The organism is Amycolatopsis marina (assembly GCF_900111885.1).
Classification (GTDB): Bacteria; Actinomycetota; Actinomycetes; order Mycobacteriales; family Pseudonocardiaceae; genus Amycolatopsis; species Amycolatopsis marina.
On the sequence record NZ_FOKG01000030.1, the window covers coordinates 1 to 15445 of the forward strand.

The following is a 15445-nucleotide window of genomic DNA, read 5'->3' on the forward strand; positions in this document are numbered from 1 at the left end:
GCTGGCGGATCGAAGAGTGTTTCCAGCAGGCCAAGAACGAAGCCGGACTGGATCACTACCAGGTCCGGTCCTGGCGGGCGTGGTACGCCCACATCACCCTGTCGATGCTCGCCCACGCCTGGCTCGCCGTCGCCAAATCCCTTGCCATAAAAGGGGAATCGGTATCGCCGAACCAGACATGATCAGCTTTACACTACCGGAGATCCGGCGCCTGCTCACCAAGCTGGTCCTGCGTGTCGCCGACGCCGCCGAACACATCTGGTCCTGGTCACGCTTCCGCCGCCGACGACAACACCAAGCCCGCCTCAGCCACTACAAACGCCGCGGCTACCCACTTCCTTAACTGCCGTTGCAGTACTAGGGGGACGAACGTCGATGACCGACAAGACCATCAAGCACGCGAACCCGGCGAAGTACAGCGCAGCGGTCAACGAGGCGCTGGCCGCGTTCGAGGCGGCGCTCACCGAGCGGTACGAGAAGGAAGCCCGCGAGAGTTTCCACATACCGTGGAACCCAGACCGGGAAAACCCGATGGTGGGAGCACCGTCCAGTCCTGACCAGGTCCTGCAGCGGATACCTCGCTGGGTGAAAGAGATCCGCGCCGGCGTGGAAGCCGAGATTCCGGTTTACGAGACCCAGGACCTGGATGTTCTGGCGTCGGCATTCGATCAGTTGCACCGCGCCGCCCGCTTTCTCGGAAACGAGAAAGCGATCGGCATCCCCAGTGGTATTCCGGCCCACGTGAACAACATCAACGGGAACAGCACGTGGGCCGGGATTGCCGGCGAGGAGTTCCGACGGAACTTCGGCCTGTCAACCCGTCCTACCATGGACAACCAGCGCGGTATAGCCGACAGTCTCATCAATCTGTATGCGGCTCGTGCGGTCACCATCGATTCCGCTCGTCGGAACACGCTCCGCGCGATTCGAACGGCAGCGGGCAAACTGAGCCAGACGGTCAGTACCGACAACTCCGAGACCGAGCTGTGGCAGTGGACGGGGCTGAGCCTAGGCGCTGTCGTCGTTGGTATTCCCAATCCGACCGTTGGTGTCGTGTCGTCGGTGGCGGTCGTCGTCGGCAACGCATTTGACTTCTACCAGACCGACCTGGAATACGCCGACGACATTCACAGCATCGTGACAGGAGTCGAGGACAGTCTGAAGAAGGCAACGCAGGACGCCATCAACGCCGGATACGACTGGTCCAACAAGGTCAAGGAACTCCAGCGTGAAATCGCGAAGACGGACAGCAAACTCCTGGAGTTGTTCGATTTGACCACAGCCGGCACCACGAGTCAGCCGACGGGCGGATACGCCGTCGAGGACATAGGTGAGATCGAAAAGCTCGCGCAACACTGCTTCACTGCCTCCGAGGAATACGAACAAGTGGTCTCGGCAGTGATCGCGACGGACGACGCGGACCCGCAGCTGCGGGGAATGGACGGCGCGGAGACCGCGGGCGACGTGGAACTGAAGGACACACGCGATGCGTTCGTCTCCTTCCTGCAGACCACGTGCGCGCGGTACTACGAGGCGGGCTGCCGACTCACCGACGCCGCCCGCGCGTACTTCGATATGGAGACAACGAACACAGAAATCCTGAATGCGCTGGCAGAACAACCGGACCTCAACGGAGCCGACCCGGACCGTGGCGGGACAGTGGAGCAACACGTCGGAGCAACGGACCGCAGGAACATCCAGGACCAGATGCTCTGAGTGCCGGATGTCAGAACTCAAGCTCGGCGGAGCCGACCGCGAGCGCCACCGCCGCCGGATCGTGGGCGGCAGTGGCGTTGAGCATGGCGACGAGCTGATCGACGAGCCAGTGCTCGAGTTCCACGTCCCGCGGAATGCCGTCCTGTAGCCAGGTGAGCAGCGCGCCCTCGACCACGGCCGTCCAGCAGCGCAGGGTCGCGAGCAGGAGCGGTGAGGGATCGGTTACCCCGGTTTCCGCCAGGATCACCTCGACCGCGCGGTTGCGGACCTGGTCGACGACGGCGTTGGTCTCCGAGGTCGCGACCACGGATCCGCTACGCAGCAACGCGATGTACCCGGCGCGGTACTCGCCCGCGACGTCGATCAACCCGCGCACAGCGGCTCTAAGGCGCTGCGTCGGTGTCCCCTCCTCGCGCAGGGCCAGGCGGTCGATCAACCCGTCGGTCACCGAGCGCAGCGCCGCGAGGTGCAACTCCCGGATACTGGAGAAGTACCGGTAGAACAAGGGCCTGGACACTTCCGCCCGCTTGACGACGTCATCCACCGAGACGTCCTCCGGCGGTCTGCTGCCGAAGAGTTCCAGCGCCGCCGCGATGAGGTCCTGCCTGCGCGCCTCCGGCGACATCCGGCGAGGTTTGCCCGCGCTGGCCTGGCTCACTTCGGTGTGGCATCCAGTTTCGCGGTGGCGCGCAGCACGCCTGGCGTCAGCCTGGACATCACCAGCGCCGCCTTGGCCTCCGGAGTGGACGGTTGGAGTGCGACGTCGCGTTCCACCGCGCGCAGAATGTCCCTGGCCACCTTCTCCGGCCCGAACCCGCGTTTGGCGTACATGCTCGTGGCGGACCGCTGCCTGCGAACCTGTTCCGCGTCGTCGACACCGGCGAATCGGGTGGTGCTGGTGATGTTGGTGTGCACGATTCCCGGGCAGACGGCGGTGACTCCGATGTTCTCCGCGGCCAACTCCGCGCGCAGGCACTCGCTCAGCATCAGCACGGCCGACTTCGTCGTGGCGTAGGCGGACAGGATCTTCGACGGCATGTAGGCGGCCGCGGAGGCGATGTTGACGATATGCCCGCCCTCGCCCCGTTCGACAAGTTGCTCCGCGAAGGCCCTGCACCCGTGGATCACACCCCAGAGGTTCACGTCGATGACGCGCTGCCAGTCCTCCTCGCTCGTGTCCAGGAAGGGCCCGGAAACCCCGATGCCCGCGTTGTTCACCACGACGTCGGGAATTCCGTGTTGCGCACGTACGCGGACCGCGAACTCGCGAACGGCCTTTCCGTCCGCGGCGTCCACCTTGTAATGGGCGGCGGCGACGCCGTGCTCGCGGGCCATCGTGGCGGTCTCGGCGGCCGAATCACCGTTCAGGTCGGTGACCACGATGTCGGCCCCCTGTGCGGCGAAGGCCAGTGCCGTGGCCCTGCCGATCCCGCTGCCGCCACCGGTGACCACCACCAGCCTGCCGGGAAAGCGCAGGTCCTTCCCGTCGCCGCCGGCGACCCTGGTTCGGCGCAGTGCGCGTGCCTGACGCCCGTGCTCCACATATTCGACCAGTTCCGTCGTGGCCCTGGCGACCATCTCGGGCCGGGAGCGCGTGACCCAGTGTCCTCCGGCGACCGGGCGGACCCGCAGGTCCGGCACCCAGCGCTGAATCTCCGTCTGCAGCGGTGTCGTGACGAAGCCGTCGCCGGTCGGCGCGAGCACCTGTACCGGAATGTCGGCGGTCCGGGGCATCGGCCTGGTCAGCCGGGGCAGCATGTTCGCGCGGTAGAGCTTCAGTCCGTGCATACCGTCACTGGTGTCCGCATTGGACTCGGCGGGCTCCAGTCGCGCGATGATCCTGCGCATTACACCCGTTCGCCACAACAACTCCGGCAGGAGTGGCAACTGGAAGAAGGCGATGTAGCCGGAGTGCAGGAACTGGGTGATCCCGTTGCGCAGGGCCCTCGGGCTGGGGCGCAGTTGGGCGCGGAACCACGCGCCGGCATGGTCGAGGCTCGGCCCGGACATCGAGGTGTACGACGCGATCCGCCCGCGCATCCGCTCGCCGGTCACCGCGTGCCAAGCCTGGATTGAGCCCCAGTCGTGGGCGAGCAGATGCACCGGCCGGTCCGGACTGACCGCGTCGGCGACCTCGGCGAGGTCATCGGCGAGCTGGTCGAGCCGGTAGGCGGAGCGCTCGCGCGGCTTGTCCGACGCACCCGCGCCGCGCACGTCGTAGGTCACGACCCGGAACTTCTGCCGCAGCCCGGCGATCACGCCGTCCCACATCGAACTGTTGTCCGGATAACCGTGCACGCACAACACGACCGGCTTGTCCGCTGCCCCGCATGTGCGCACCGACAGGCGCACACCATCACTAGCCGTCACCCAGCTCTGCGTCCGCTCCTCGGTAGCCACGACTGCCATGTTAGACAATCTGTCAACAAGCGCCGAGGGTTATTCACAAGTCATTCGCTGTGGCAGGCTTCTTGGCCGCAGTAGGAGGGCCCCGCTGTGGCAGGCTTCTTGGCCACAGTAGGGGCGGCTCGCGACGAGTGACTGCAGGTGAGATGCGAGATCGAAGTGGGGGTCCGTTGTGAATAGCCCGACTTGTCAACAAGCGCTGTCCACCGTTCGACGGACAGCCGGGTTCAACGGTCCGGACGTCCCGCGACAGGGTGCTCGCACAGCAGCATCGACCCCATGACCACAGCGGTGCAGGTGCGTGGATTACGCAAGGAGTACCCGGGGCGCGTCGCCGTCGCGGGAATCGATCTCGATATCGAGGGCGGGGAGATCTTCGCCCTGCTCGGGCCGAACGGAGCGGGGAAGACGACCACGGTCGAGATCCTGGAAGGACACCGCAGGCGCGATGCCGGGGAGATCCAGGTGCTCGGCACGGACCCGGCGCATGCGGGGCAGCGCTGGCGGGCGCGGATCGGCATCGTGCTGCAGACCGCGACGGACGCGGCGGAGCTGACGGTCGCGGAGAGCGTGCGGCATTTCGCCGGCTACTACCCCACCCCGCGGGACCCGGACGAGGTCATCGACCGGGTCGGCCTCACGGCGCGGGCCAAGGCCCGGGTTCGCACGTTGTCCGGCGGGCAGCGGCGCAGGCTGGACGTCGCACTCGGGATCGTCGGTGATCCGGAACTGCTGTTCCTGGACGAACCGACGACCGGATTCGACCCGGAGGCCCGCAGGCAGTTCTGGGCGCTGATCCGGCTGCTCGCCGCCGACGGCACGACGATCCTGCTCACCACGCACTACCTGGACGAGGCGGAAGCCCTCGCCGACAGGGTCGCGGTGATCGCGGACGGTTCGGTCGTCGCGCAGGGCACACCCGCGACGATCGGCGGCCGGGACCGCGCGCTCGCGACGGTGCGCTGGCGGGAACAGGGCGCTGTGCTGGAACGCAGGACGAGCACGCCCACGGAGCTGATCCGCGAGCTCTCCCGCACGGGTGGAGAGCTCGCGGATCTCATCGTCCTGCGCCCCAGCCTGGAGGACACCTACCTCGACCTGATCGGCGGACGGCCATGACCACACTTCGACCCGCACCCACCGTCAGCGCTCCCGGCACCGTCCGCATCGGACTCGCGCGGGGTGGCGTCGAGCTGCGGCAGTTCTTCCGGCAGAAGGAGCACGTGGTCTTCACGTTCTCGCTGCCCGCGATCCTCATGGTGCTGCTCGGATCGATCTTCGACGAGACCTACGCGGGCACGGGCGTCGGCGCGAGCCAGGTCCTTGCGGCGGGGATGATCGGGGCAGGCATCGTGTCGACGTCGTTCGTCAGCATGGGCGTCGGCGTGGCGATGGACCGCGAGGACGGGACACTCAAACGGCTGCGCGGCACGCCGATGCCCGCGGCGGCCTACTTCGTGGGCAAGGTCGTCCTGGTCGCGGTCTCCAGCCTGGCGCAGATGATCCTGATGGTCACGGTGGCCATGCTGCTGTTCGATCTGTCGCTGCCCACCGCACTCAACGACTGGCTGACACTGGCGTGGGTCTTCGCGCTCGGCTGCATCAGCTGTGCGCTGCTCGGCACCGCGGCCAGCGCGATGGCGCGGTCGGTGAACGGGGCCTCTGCGGGAATGAACATCGTGCAGGTCACGTTGCAGTTCATCTCCGGTGTGTTCGTCACTCCCATCACATCCCTGCCGATCGTTATGGTCACGGTGTCGTCGTTCTTTCCGGTCAAGTGGATCTGCCAGGGCTTCCGCTCGGTGTTCCTGCCCGATTCCATGACCGCCTACGAAATGGCAGGGGAATGGGAACTGGGAATGGTCGCGCTGGTGCTGGGCGTGTGGTGCGTCCTGGGTCTGCTGCTGTGCCAGGCGACCTTCCGCTGGACGAACCGCGCGGAATGAGCGCACCAGAGCCGTTCGGGTTGCGGTCGCTGCCGAAGTGGGACCTGTTCTACGCCTTCACGCTGCTCGCCACCGCGACGATCGTGCTGACCAGTGGCGCTGATCCACTCGGCAGGGACCTGACCAGCTGTGGCCTGCTGCTGTTCGCCGCGGTCTGGTACTGGATCTTCGGACGCTCGCTGGCCGCGGCAGGCACCGCGGCGGGACGGCGCCGAGCCGTGTTCGTAGCGGTCCTGCTGGCACTGTTCGTCTCGGCGATGGTGATCGACGGTCCGGCGGCCTGGTACAGCCCGGCTGTCATCGCCCAGTTGTTCTGGACGTTGCCGATGACCTTCGCGGTGCCGACGGTCGTCCTGATCGCGTTCACCCCCACGGCGATCTCCGCGATGGAGGCACCCGACCGGATCGAGGCGCTGCGCCAGGCGGTCCCCGCGGGCCTGATCTTCTGCGGACTGTCCCTGCTGATCGGCCACTTCATCTCCCGGATGGCCACGCAGAGCGAGGCGCAGGCCGAGCTGATCGAACGGCTGGAGGCCAGCAGGGCAGAGGTCGCCCAGCTTTCCCACGCGGCGGGCACCTCGGCCGAGCGGGAGCGGCTGGCCAGGGAGATCCACGACACCCTGGCGCAGGGGTTCACCAGCATCGTGACGCTGGTGCAGGCGGTGGAGTCCGAATGGGACAGCGCACCACCCGCCGCGCGACGGCACCTCGAACTGGCCCTGCGGACAGCGCGGGAGAACCTGGCCGAGGCGCGGGCGATGGTGGCGGCGCTGTCTCCCTCCGCATTGGACGACGGCTCGCTCGAAGATGCGGTGCGGCGGCAGGCGGAACGACTGGGCGAGGTCACGCCGATCAGGGTGGTGTGCGAGATCCAGCCGTTCGAGACGCGGCCCAGCACGGCCGCGTCGGTGGTGCTGCTGCGCGGCGCGCAGGAGGCACTGCACAACGTGCGGCGGCACTCCGGCGCCACGGTGGTCATCGTTCTGTTGTCCGTCGCGGAGGACTTCGTCCGGCTCAGCGTGCGGGACAACGGAACCGGGTTCGATCAGCAGCACGTCAGCGGTGGTTACGGAATCGCCGGAATGCGCGCACGGGCCGAGCAGGTCGGCGGACGGCTGGAAATCCACAGTGGAAAGTCGGGCACCATGGTCGAACTGGAGGTGCCGCTGTGATCCGCATCGTGCTCGTGGACGACCATCCCGTGGTGCGGGAAGGACTGCGCGGGATGCTCGAGTCCGAACCGGACTTCAGCGTGGTCGGCGAGGCGGGCTCCGGGGAGGAAGCGCTCGTGCTCGTGCCTGCCGAGCGACCGGACGTCGTGCTGATGGACCTGCGCATGCCGGGGCTGGACGGTGTGGGAGCCATCCGGCGGTTGCCGGGGCAGCGCATCGTCGTGCTCACCACCTACGAGACCGACACCGACATCCTGCGGGCCGTGGAGGCAGGGGCCACGGGGTACCTGCTCAAGGACACGTCCCGAGCGCAGCTCGCCGAGGCCATCCGGGCTGCCGCGCGCGGGGAGACGGTGCTCGCACCCTCCGTCGCGGGCAGGCTGGTGCACCGGGTGCGCACTCCCGCTCCGCCACAGCTGTCCGCACGCGAGGTCGAGGTTCTGCGGCTGGTCGCCGACGGCAGCACCAACGCGGAGATCGGCAGGGCGCTGCACATCAGCGAGGCCACGGTGAAGACCCATCTGCTGCGGACCTTCAGCAAGCTCGACGTCTCCGACCGCACGGCCGCCGTCACCACCGCCATGAAGCACGGTCTACTCACCTAACCTCGCACTTTCCCGGGAAAGTGCGATAGGTGCACGCGCAAGTACCGCACTTTCCCGGGAAAGTGCGGGTTTTGGGGGCCCGGACCTGCACCTGACTCGCACTTTCCCGGGAAAGTGCGAGGGGCGGTTGGGGGTTGACGGTGACGGCGGTCACTGAGAACCTTTGCCGGTCTAACGACATCACGGAAGTGACATTCCGCGATGCGGAAGGCTTGGCCGAAGGGTGGTTCGGGTATGGACAACCTCGCCGTTCTCAGCGCGGTGGCGCTGGCGCCGATCGCGATCATCGGGATACTGCTCGTCGGCCTGCGCTGGCCCGCGAAGTACGCCATGCCGATCGGGTTCGTCGTGGTCGTGCTGGCCGCGGCCTTCGTCTGGGACGTCGACGCCGTTGTCATCGCCGCCTCCAGCGTGGAGGGACTGATCCTCGCTGTCGGCCTGCTCTACATCGTCTTCGGCGCGCTGCTCCTGCTCGGCACGCTGAGCAAGAGCGGGGCGATGGCCTCGATCAGGGCCACCTTCACCGACATCAGCCCCGACCGCCGGATCCAGGCGATCATCATCGGCTGGCTGTTCGGCAGCTTCATCGAGGGCGCGTCCGGCTTCGGAACCCCCGCCGCCGTGGTGGCTCCGCTGCTGCTCGCGCTCGGCTTCCCCGCAATGGCCGCGGTCATGGTCGGACTGGTCATCCAGAGCACGCCGGTCACGTTCGGCGCGGTCGGCACCCCGATCCTGGTCGGGGTCAACGACGGCCTCGCCGGCAGCAGCGCCGTCGAGGACCGGGTGTCGGTGCTCGGGATCGACATGCCCGAGTACGTCTCCCGTATCGCCCTCGACGCGGCGATCATGCACGCGATCATCGGCACCCTGATCCCGCTGTTCCTGGCCTGCATGCTGACCGGGTTCTTCGGTGAACGCCGCCGGTTCGGCGAGGGCCTGAAGGTGTGGCGGTTCGCGTTGTTCGCCGCGTTCGCGATGACGGTCCCCTACGTGACGGTCGCCGCGCTGCTCGGCCCCGAGTTCCCCGCGCTGCTCGGCGGGCTCATCGGCCTGACCATCGTGGTCACCGCGGCCCGTCGCGGGCTCTTCCTGCCCGAGCGGCCGTGGGACTTCCCGGCGCGCGAGCGCTGGGAGGACCGCTGGACCGGCAATGTCCAGCCGGACAGCGAGGTCGTCGGCAGGACGATGCACCCGTTGCGGGCCTGGGCGCCGTACCTGCTCGTCGCTGCGCTGCTGGTGCTCACCAGGACGGTCACGCCGGTGAAGGAGTTCCTCACCGGCCTTTCGATCGACTTCGACGCCATCTTCGGCACCGAGGTCGCGGAAAGCCTGCAGCCGTTCTACCTGCCCGGGTTCATCCTGGTCGTCGCGAGTGTCAGCGCCTATGCCCTGCACCGGATGAGCGGTACGCAGATCCGGGCCTCGTGGCAGGTGGCGGGAAAGCAGATCGCGGGCGCCGCCGTCGCCCTGCTGTTCGCCCTCCCGCTCGTGCGGATCTTCATCAACTCCGAGATCAACGGCGCCGGTTACGAGAGCATGCCGCTCACGCTCGCCGACGGCGCGGCCTCCATCGCAGGCGACGCATGGCCCCTGCTGGCACCGTGGATCGGCGCTCTCGGCGCCTTCGTCGCGGGCAGCAACACGGTGAGCAACCTGATGTTCTCGTTGTTCCAGTTCTCCACCGGCGAGCAGATCGGCGCCGCACCCGAAACGGTCGTGGCATCGCAGGCGGTCGGCGGCGCGGCGGGCAACATGATCACCGTGCACAACGTCGTGGCCGCATCGGCGACGGTTGGCCTGCTCGGGCGGGAAGGCGACCTGATCCGCAAGACCATCTTCCCGATGATCTACTACTGCCTCTCGGCGGGAGCACTCGGTTTCGTGCTGGTCAACGGACCCGGACTGAACGCGGGCACCGTGCTGCTCGTGCTCATCGGCGCGGCACTCGCGCTGATCATCCTGCGGCTGCGCAAGCAGGCGAACGTCCCGGCAGAATGACGGGCATGCTGCCTACCACCGAGCTAGCCCTGCTTCGCCGACTTGCCACCGAACAGGCGGCCAACCGCGCCCCCTCGCTCGTCGCAGCGGTGGTGCGTGACGGCGAACTGGTCTGGTCCGGGGCGCGCGGGTTCGTCGACGGCACCGGCGGCGAGCAGCCGGACGCCGACACGCAGTACCGGCTGGGCTCGATCACGAAGTCGCTCGTGGCCGCACTGGTGCTGCGCCTGCGGGACGAGGGCAGGCTGGAGCTGAACGACCCGGTGGAGCGGCACCTGCCGGGTACCGCGTTCGGGGCGACGACGATCGCGCAACTGCTCGCGCACACCGGCGGCCTCACCGCCGAGTCACCGGGTTCGTGGTGGGAGCGCAGCGAGGGCGGGGACTGGTCCGCGCTGCAGGCCGGCCTCACCTCAGGCGAGGTCAAGCACCGTCCCGGCCGCCGCTTCCACTACTCAAACGTGGGCTACGGCGTGCTGGGCGAACTCGTGGCCCGGCTGCGTGGGACCAGCTGGCTGGCGGCGTTACGCGCCGAGATCACCGGTCCACTCGGGATGACCAGGACGTCCCCGCACCCTGAGGGCCGGTACGCCCCCGGCTTGGCCGTGCACCCGTTCGCGGACGTCCTGCTGCCCGAGCCTTCACCGGACGCGGGCGCCATGGCACCGGCAGGCCAGCTGTGGTCGACGGTGAACGACCTGGCGCGCTGGACGACGTTCGTCGGCGGGCATACGGGCGACGTGCTGCACCCGGACACGGTCGCCGAGATGCGCGAGGTCGCGGTGGTGGACGACGGCGACAGCTGGACCGCCGGATACGGCCTCGGTTTCCAGCTGGTTCGCGCGGGCGGGCGCAGGCTCGCGGGGCACACCGGCTCGATGCCCGGGTTCGTCTCCTGCTCGCTGATCGACCCGGCGACGAGCACGGGCGCGCTCGCGATGGCGAACTCGACCTCGGGAGTGGCGATCGTGCCGCTGGTGCTGGATCTGATCTCGATCGCCGACGACTACGAGCCGAGCCTGCCGCAGGAATGGCGGGCGACGTCCACGGACACCCGCCAGCTGGACCTCACCGGCCTGTGGCACTGGGGCCCGACCCCGTTCCACCTGCGGCTGCTGCCCGAGGGCGGGTTCAACCTCGCGCCTGCCGAGGGGCGTGGGCGCGCTTCCCGGTTCCGCCCGGTCGGCGAGGACGAGTGGCTCGGCCTCGACGGGTACTACGCGGGCGAGACGCTGCGGGTCGTGCGCGACTCCGACGGCAGGCCGCAACACCTGGACCTGGCGACGTTCATCTTCACGCGCACCCCCTACGACCCGGCTGCGCCGATTCCCGGTGGTGTCGACGAGAAGGGCTGGCGTCCCTGATCACGCTCCACACAGGCGTGGACGCGTCCCATATGACGGACATCTCTGCGCAGCCAGTGGACGCACCATGTCAGACTTGCGGCCATGACCGACGCCGCTGACTTGACCATCCCCGCCGACCTCAAACCCGCGGACGGCCGCTTCGGCTGTGGCCCCTCGAAGGTCCGCCCCGAGCAGCTCGCCAGCCTGGCCACCGCCGGCGCCGCCGTGCTCGGGACCTCCCACCGGCAGAAGCCGGTGAAGTCCCTCGTCGGGCGCGTGCGGTCGGCACTGTCCGAGCTGTTCTCCCTGCCCGACGGCTACGAGGTCGTGCTCGGCAACGGCGGTACCACGGCATTCTGGGATGCGGCCGCGTTCGGTCTCGTGCGGGAAAGGGCACAGCACTTCACCTACGGCGAGTTCTCCTCGAAGTTCGCCACGGTCACCAAGGGCGCCCCCTTCCTCGCCGACCCCATCGTCGTGTCGGCCGATCCGGGCAGTGCGCCGGAGATCGCCTATCAGGAGGGCGCCGACCTCGTCGGCTGGGCGCACAACGAGACCTCCACCGGCGTGGCCGTACCTGTGCGCAGGCCCGCGGGCAGCGAGAACGCACTCGTCGCGATCGACGCCACCTCCGGTGCCGGTGGGCTGCCGGTCAAGGCCGAGGAGTTCGACGTCTACTACTTCGCACCACAGAAGTCTTTCGCCTCCGACGGCGGCCTGTGGCTCGCCCTCATGTCGCCCGCGGCGATCGAGCGAGTCGGCGAGATCGGCGGCTCCGACCGCTGGGTTCCCGAGTTCCTCTCGCTGCCCACCGCGCTGGGCAACTCCCGCAAGGACCAGACGTACAACACCCCCTCGGTGGCGACGCTGTTCCTGCTGGCCGACCAGCTCGAATGGATGCTCGCGAACGGCGGACTCGACTGGGCGACCGCGCGGACGAAGGAGTCCTCGACTCGGCTGTACGAGTGGGCGGAGAAAACCGGCTACACGACTCCGTTCGTGGCAGACCCCGCCCTGCGGTCACAGGTCGTCGGGACGATCGACTTCGCCGAAGAGGTGGACGCCGCCGCCGTGGCGAAGACGTTGCGCACCAACGGGATCGTGGATGTCGAGCCGTACCGCAAGCTCGGCCGCAACCAGTTGCGCGTCGGCATGTTCCCCGCGATCGACCCGGACGACATCTCCGCACTGATCGCCTGCATCGAATGGGTCGTCGAGCGCCAGGGTTAGGCGCCACCATGGCCGGCACGGCCATGGTGGGGGATTTTCGCGCCCACACTGGCCGTGTCGCCATGCGAATACCCCTCACCTGGGTCAACATCATGGTCGGATGGGTGACAACTCGGCGCGCCTCGCGCGTCAAGCCGACGCGCCGCCCTAACGTAGGCACCCACAAAGGTGAAGTATTCGGGAGGACGGCATGCGGGCGCTACGGGTAGTGGGGCTACACGAGGACGGTAAGTCCATCGTGTGCGAAGACCCCGCGAGCCGTGACCGTTTCCTGCTGCCGGCCGACGAACGGCTTCGCGCGGCCGCCCGTGGTGACATCACTCGCCTCGGCCAGATCGAGATCGAGCTGGAGAGCCAGATGCGCCCACGTGAGATCCAGACCAGAATCCGCAGCGGTGAGTCCGTGGAGCAGGTGGCGAGCAGCGCCGGTGTGCCCGTGCAGCGGGTCGAGCGGTTCGCCTACCCCGTGCTGCTGGAACGCTCCCGCACGGCCGAACTCGCCCAGCAGGCACACCCGATCCGCGAGGACGGGCCCGACGTGCAGACACTCGGCGAGATCGTCGCCTACGCGTTCGGCACCCGCGGCCAGGACTACACGCAGGCCACATGGGACTCCTGGCGCGGTGACGACGGCAGGTGGATCGTCGGGCTGCACTGGCAGGCAGGCCGGTCGGACAACCGCGCGCACTGGTCGTTCTCCCCCGGCGCGCACGGCGGCACGGTCGTCGCGCTGGACGAGCCGGCCGAGGCGTTGCTCGACCCGCACGCCCACCGGACGCCGCGCACCCTGCGATCGATCACACCTGACCACGCCGACAGCCCGGATCCGGACTCCGACCAGCCGATGTTCGACTACCACGGCACCGCTCAGCAGGGCGCGACCGTGATCGAGGCACCGATCCCGGAGCCGGAAGAGGACGACACGACCGAGTTCCCGCGCATCCCGCCGGAGGAACAGGCCGAAGGCCGTGTGGCCCAGCAGAACCGGCCGGTCGCGAAGGGCAGGAAGGGTCACCCCACGGTTCCGGCCTGGGAGGACGTGCTGCTCGGGGTCCGCTCGCAACGCGGCTGAAGTCGCCGCGCACGGCTACCGCTGCTCGGGGTCCAGCCGCGCGATCAACTGTTTCGGCGCCACCATGCGGTACGCGTCGGCGACGATCTCCGCGATCTCGACCCAGTCGACGTCCACATCGAGGCGTACGCCGAGCCAGCCCCGGTGCCCGACATAGGGCGGCCGGAAGAAGCGCTCCGGCTCCTGTGCGACCAGTTCCTCCTGCACACCCTGGGGCGCGGGACACCAGAAGCCGAGCCGATCGTCATGATGGTGATCCGAGTACGTCACGAACGTCTTCTTCCCGCGCACGAACCAGGTCGGCTCACCGTGGCTGAGCCGTTCTGTCGCCTCCGGCAGCGCGAGGCAGAGCCTGCGCAGCGACTCGAGCGGATCCTGCTGATCGACCGACATGGTTCGATTGTCCGGCCCGCACCGACAATCGCGGCCCGGACTCACCGCTCGGGGTCAGAATGCGATGACCAGGACGCCGATCCACGACGTGGCCACCCCTGCGGCGACGCCGAGTACCACCCAGCGCAGGACCGGCAACTTGCGCGCGAGCCAGAGTGACGGTGCCAGCCCAAGGGTGACCACCAGTGCGGCGGCGACCGCGATCCAGCCTGCCGTTTCGGTGGCCAGCGTCGTCGCGAGCGCGAGCATCGCGACGACGGCGACCACGGCCACGAACGCCGCCACCAGCAGTCCGGTGCCCCATGGCGTCGGTTCCTCGCTCGGCTGACCGGGACCGAGGAAGCGCCGCAGCAGCCTCGAGCTTGCCGGGGGCCGCGCGGGCGGGGAAACCAGGAGCGGCTCGCTGGTCACCGGGTCGACGTAGGTGACCGGAGTCCCGACCGCGGCCGCGACGCGTCCCGCGAGCTGACGACCTCGCTGGGAGACCATCCTGGCCGCCTCGGGCTCGGCCTCTGCCTCGGTACTCGCCCGCCGCAACGCGGCCGCGACCCTGGCCCACTCCTGCAGTGCGTCGGCGAGGTCGATGGCGAGGGCGACCGATCGCAGATCGACTTCCCTGCCCTGCGCACCCAGAACCGCGCGCTCCCCCTCGACCCGAAGCTCCACTCGCTCACTCCCGTCCTGCACCACGACCGCAAATCAATCTACCCACGATCGGCGAGCTCGTAGAACGCGACGGCGGCCGCTGTCGCGACATTGAGCGAGTCGACGTCGCCGGTCATGGGAATCCGGACGGCGACGTCCGCCGCGGCGATCGCCTCCTCGCTGAGCCCGGGCCCCTCCGCGCCGAGGAGCAGCGCCACCTTGCCGCCCGTACCGGCCGCCAGCTCGCGCAGTGACAGCGAGCCCGGCCTCGGTGTCAGCGCCGCGGTCCGGAATCCGTGCCCGCGCAGCAGTTCCAGTCCGGCAGGCCAGGGCTCCAGTTGCGCGAACGGCACCCGCAGCACGTTGCCCATCGAGACACGCACACTGCGGCGATAGAGCGGATCGGAGCAGCGCGGGCCCAGCAGGACACCGTCGACGCCCAGTGCGGCGGCGTTGCGGAACAGGGCGCCGAGGTTCTCGTGATCGCCGACGCCCTCGAGAACCGCGACGGTACGGCTCTGCCGCGCGATCTCCTCCGCCGAGGGCAGCGCAGCTTTGTCCGCCACCGCCAGTACGCCCCGGTTGAGGTGGAAACCCACCACCCTGGCCATGGTGTCCGCCGAGGTCTCGTACACCGGCGCGGAAACGTCCGCGAGATCGACGGCGAGTTCCGCGATCCGCTTCGGCACGCCGAGCACGGCCCGCAACGGATACCGCGAGGCGAGCAGCCTCCGAACCACCACCGTGCCTTCGGCGATGACGAACCCGCGGCCTCCCGGACGGTCGGGCCTGCGGTCGGCGGTGGTGAGGTCGCGGAAGTCGTCGAGCCGCGTGTCGTCCGGGTCGTCGAGCCGGATCGGTTCGTGTGTCCTTTCCACCACACCGGCGAGTCTTCCATCCGCCATTCTGCCTGCTC

15 protein-coding genes and 1 pseudogene are annotated in these 15445 nt (G+C 68.6%); 11 read left to right on the forward strand and 5 right to left on the reverse strand.

Annotated elements, in window-relative coordinates:
• From BM199_RS30150 to BM199_RS30155, 3 genes and pseudogenes are all read left to right on the forward strand, one after another.
• Nucleotides 1-182: pseudogene (locus BM199_RS30150) on the forward strand (IS701 family transposase); the annotation flags it as partial.
• On the forward strand, nt 179-343 hold the full coding sequence (locus tag BM199_RS34055; RefSeq protein ID WP_177242661.1) for a hypothetical protein: 165 nt from the start codon (nt 179-181) through the stop codon (nt 341-343). The pseudogene BM199_RS30150 and the gene BM199_RS34055, both read left to right, overlap by 4 nt.
• A 32-nt stretch (nt 344-375) precedes the next feature.
• Nucleotides 376-1716 carry a hypothetical protein gene (locus tag BM199_RS30155; protein WP_091678875.1) on the forward strand — a complete coding sequence of 447 codons (1341 nt, stop codon included), beginning with the start codon at nt 376-378 and terminating at the stop codon, nt 1714-1716.
• Between the two features lie 10 nt (nt 1717-1726).
• Here BM199_RS30155 and BM199_RS30160 read toward each other — a convergent pair whose 3' ends face one another.
• Both BM199_RS30160 and BM199_RS30165 read right to left on the reverse strand, forming a co-directional pair.
• Nucleotides 1727-2341, reverse strand: coding sequence for a TetR/AcrR family transcriptional regulator (locus BM199_RS30160; RefSeq protein ID WP_091678878.1), 615 nt, complete (start codon nt 2339-2341; stop codon nt 1727-1729).
• 29 nt (nt 2342-2370) lie between these two features.
• A complete protein-coding gene (locus BM199_RS30165) occupies nt 2371-4086 on the reverse strand; it encodes an SDR family oxidoreductase (RefSeq protein ID WP_245788927.1) in 1716 nt (571 codons plus the stop codon).
• A gap of 315 nt (nt 4087-4401) precedes the next feature.
• Here BM199_RS30165 and BM199_RS30170 point away from each other — a divergent pair, with 315 nt between their 5' ends.
• The 8 genes from BM199_RS30170 to sepH all read left to right on the forward strand — a co-directional run bounded on the left by BM199_RS30170 (nt 4402) and on the right by sepH (nt 13491).
• Complete coding sequence (locus tag BM199_RS30170; protein ID WP_091678883.1) at nt 4402-5241, forward strand: ABC transporter ATP-binding protein; 840 nt, start codon at nt 4402-4404, stop codon at nt 5239-5241.
• Nucleotides 5238-6068 (forward strand): ABC transporter permease, encoded by an 831-nt coding sequence (locus BM199_RS30175; RefSeq protein ID WP_091678886.1) that lies wholly within the window; start codon nt 5238-5240, stop codon nt 6066-6068. Before BM199_RS30170 ends, BM199_RS30175 begins: the two co-directional genes overlap by 4 nt.
• Nucleotides 6065-7240, forward strand: a complete 1176-nt coding sequence (locus BM199_RS30180) for a sensor histidine kinase (RefSeq protein ID WP_091678888.1) — start codon at nt 6065-6067, stop codon at nt 7238-7240. Before BM199_RS30175 ends, BM199_RS30180 begins: the two co-directional genes overlap by 4 nt.
• The gene (locus BM199_RS30185; RefSeq protein WP_091678891.1) at nt 7237-7845 is read left to right on the forward strand and encodes a response regulator; all 609 of its coding nucleotides are present in this window, start codon (nt 7237-7239) and stop codon (nt 7843-7845) included. Before BM199_RS30180 ends, BM199_RS30185 begins: the two co-directional genes overlap by 4 nt.
• Nucleotides 7846-8079: 234 nt before the next feature.
• Nucleotides 8080-9843: an L-lactate permease gene (locus BM199_RS30190; protein WP_091678894.1), complete on the forward strand. Its 1764-nt coding sequence runs from the start codon at nt 8080-8082 to the stop codon at nt 9841-9843.
• A gap of 5 nt (nt 9844-9848) precedes the next feature.
• Nucleotides 9849-11207 (forward strand): serine hydrolase domain-containing protein, encoded by a 1359-nt coding sequence (locus BM199_RS30195; protein WP_091678897.1) that lies wholly within the window; start codon nt 9849-9851, stop codon nt 11205-11207.
• A gap of 84 nt (nt 11208-11291) precedes the next feature.
• Nucleotides 11292-12419 carry a phosphoserine transaminase gene (gene serC / locus BM199_RS30200; protein ID WP_091678900.1) on the forward strand — a complete coding sequence of 376 codons (1128 nt, stop codon included), beginning with the start codon at nt 11292-11294 and terminating at the stop codon, nt 12417-12419.
• A 190-nt stretch (nt 12420-12609) separates the two neighbouring features.
• Nucleotides 12610-13491 carry a septation protein SepH gene (gene sepH / locus BM199_RS30205; protein ID WP_091678902.1) on the forward strand — a complete coding sequence of 294 codons (882 nt, stop codon included), beginning with the start codon at nt 12610-12612 and terminating at the stop codon, nt 13489-13491.
• Nucleotides 13492-13506: 15 nt separating this feature from the next.
• Here the strand turns inward: sepH and BM199_RS30210 are convergent, their stop codons facing one another.
• The 3 genes from BM199_RS30210 to BM199_RS30220 are packed head-to-tail and all read right to left on the reverse strand — an operon-like array spanning nt 13507 to nt 15434.
• On the reverse strand, nt 13507-13884 hold the full coding sequence (locus BM199_RS30210) for an MmcQ/YjbR family DNA-binding protein (RefSeq protein WP_091678905.1): 378 nt from the start codon (nt 13882-13884) through the stop codon (nt 13507-13509).
• A gap of 54 nt (nt 13885-13938) precedes the next feature.
• The gene (locus BM199_RS30215; protein ID WP_091679032.1) at nt 13939-14550 is read right to left on the reverse strand and encodes a DUF2537 domain-containing protein; all 612 of its coding nucleotides are present in this window, start codon (nt 14548-14550) and stop codon (nt 13939-13941) included.
• Between the two features lie 38 nt (nt 14551-14588).
• Nucleotides 14589-15434, reverse strand: coding sequence for a TrmH family RNA methyltransferase (locus BM199_RS30220; RefSeq protein WP_091678907.1), 846 nt, complete (start codon nt 15432-15434; stop codon nt 14589-14591).
• Nucleotides 15435-15445: the final 11 nt, after the last annotated feature.